General features: G+C 58.2%; 3 protein-coding genes. All 3 read right to left on the reverse strand.

Going from position 1 to position 2,402, the window contains the following annotated elements:
• On the reverse strand, window positions 1-1,005 hold a 1,005-nt coding region (locus tag LD28_RS0101310), incomplete at its 3' end, for a protein-glutamate methylesterase/protein-glutamine glutaminase (protein WP_033135234.1).
• A complete protein-coding gene (locus tag LD28_RS0101315; RefSeq protein ID WP_050514233.1) occupies window positions 1,002-1,865 on the reverse strand; it encodes a CheR family methyltransferase in 864 nt (287 codons plus the stop codon). The genes LD28_RS0101315 and LD28_RS0101310, both read right to left, overlap by 4 nt.
• Window positions 1,859-2,402 (reverse strand): chemotaxis protein CheW (locus LD28_RS0101320; RefSeq protein ID WP_338151466.1); only part of this gene is annotated, 544 nt, incomplete at its 5' end. The genes LD28_RS0101320 and LD28_RS0101315, both read right to left, overlap by 7 nt.

The following is a 2,402-nucleotide window of genomic DNA, read 5'->3' on the forward strand; positions in this document are numbered from 1 at the left end:
ACCGTGAGCAATCGCCTCGTTGGGCATGCCAAATACCACGCAACTGGCTTCATCCTGGGCAATGGTACGAGCGCCGGTGTCGTGTAACTCCCGCAAACCACGAGCACCATCGTCCCCCATACCGGTCATGATGACGCCGAGCGCATTGTGACCGGCGCTGACCGCGATCGAACGAAACAGCACATCCACCGACGGGCAGTGGCGGGAGACCGGTGGTCCCTCTTTCACTTCGGCCAGATACTGGGTGCCGCTGCGCTGGATCAGCAGATGTTTGCCACCCGGCGCAATCAGCGCGACCCCGGGCAGCAGGCGATCGCCGGTAACGGCCTCTTTCACTTCCAGCTGGGAGAGGCCATTGAGCCGTTCGGCAAAGGAGGCGGTAAATCTCGCAGGCATGTGCTGGACGATGGCGAGTCCCGGGCAGGAGGAAGGCAGCCGGGTCAGCAGATACTCCAGCGCCTGGGTCCCCCCGGTGGAGGTGCCAACGGCAATGATCCGCTCGGTGGTTTTGAATTTGATCCGTTCGGAAGGGGGAGAGAGCATGGCATCGGCACTGCGTTTCGGAGGGACGGGGAGCTGGCCTAAGGCCGGGAGCAGGTTACGTAATTTGGCATTGGCCGCCCCCCGGATCTCCTGGATCAGCTCATTGGCCGATTGCTGCAGGAAATTTTTGATGCCGACACCAGGTTTGGTAATGATGGAGATGGCCCCTGCCGAGAGCGCTTCCAGTGTAATGCTCGCTCCCTCTTCGGTCAGGGAGGAGCAGATAATGACCGGGGTCGGGCGATCGGTCATGATCTTCTTGAGAAAGGTGAGGCCATCCATCCTTGGCATCTCGATGTCGAGAATGATCACGTCCGGCCAGCATTTTTTCATCTGCTGCATCGCAAAAATGGGGTCAAACGCAGCGCCAATCACCTCGATATCGGGGGATTTGCTCAACATCTGAGTCAGCACCTCCCGCACCAGGGCCGAGTCATCCACGATCAATACCCGTATCGTCATACATTATCCTTGGCCAGCGGATCCTGGCAGCGATAGCGAGAAGGGGCTTCCTGCTCCAACGGCAGATCCTGCTGGCGGATGATCTCCGAGTGGCCAACCAGCAGATAGCCACCGGGCCTGAGCAGGCTGCACAGCTGTGACAGCACGAGAGCCTTGGTCGCTTCATTGAAATAGATGAGTACATTTCGCAAAAAAATCACGTCGAAATCCCGCTCAACAAAGTCACTGCAGGTGAGCAGATTGAGGTTTGAGAAAGAGACCTTTCTGGCCAGTTCCGGTCTGACCCGGATCTTGCCTGCATATTCATCATGGCCCCGCTGAAAATAGCGCAGCCACAAATGGGGTGGGACGTGGTGGGCCCGTTCCGCGGCATAGATGGCACGCTGAGCAATGGGGATCACCCGGGTATTGATGTCGGTGCCATAGATCCGCCAGCGCTCATTGATACCGAACTGCTCTGCCAGCACCATGGCGGCAGAGTAAGCCTCTTCACCGGTGGAGCAGGCGGCAGACCAGATACGAAGCGGTTGGTGGCGGTTGGCCAGCAGCTGTTCTGCATGGTGTTTCAGCCAGCTGAAGTGCTGCGCTTCCCGAAAAAAATAGGTTTCGTTGGTCGAGAGCAGATTGATCGCAATTTGCCGCTCATTGGCGTCAGAGGGCTGATTGATCCGCTCCCAGTAGCTGTAGTAGCTGCTGATGCTGAGTGCCCGCAGCCGTTTGGCCAGCCGGGATTGCACCAGTGCCCGCTTGCAGGGAGCAAGATCGATACCGGCAGTGGTCAGAATAAATCGCCGGAACAGATCGAACTCCTTTTGGCTAAGCACCGGCCCCTGTTCCGGTGTGACTGAGGCCACTAGCATCCCCCTTGCTCGATATTGAACAGCTGGCTGGTGGTTGCCTCCGCCATGGCGCTGAGTTCGGCAATGGAGAGCGCTTTTTGCATATCGAGCAAAATAGCGAACTGCTGGGCGATGGTGACCACCCCCTGAATGAAATCCCCCCGGATATGGGCGCCAAAGGTCGGGGCGGGCTCTATGGTATCGGTGGCGATCTCCAGTACTTCACATACGGCATCAAGCAGCATGCCGATCTCTTGCTCTTCGCCACTGCTGTTGGCAAGAGAGAGGATCGCCACACAGGTGGTGGGTTTAAGCTCGGTTTGGGTCCGTCCAAAGCGGATGGAAAGGTCGATAACGGGCACCACGGCTCCGCGCAGATTGATGATCCCCCTGACGAAGCGCGGCATCATCGGTACCGGGGTCATCCCCTCGAACTCAATGATTTCACGGATGCAGCTGATATCGACCCCATACAACTCCCCCCCCAGCATGAAGGTTACGCAGTGGAAGTGGGAGGTCGTGGCCTCAGGAGCAAGTTTTGCGCGCATATGCCGGCTC

Source organism: Aeromonas finlandensis, assembly GCF_000764645.1.
Classification (GTDB): Bacteria; Pseudomonadota; Gammaproteobacteria; order Enterobacterales; family Aeromonadaceae; genus Aeromonas; species Aeromonas finlandensis.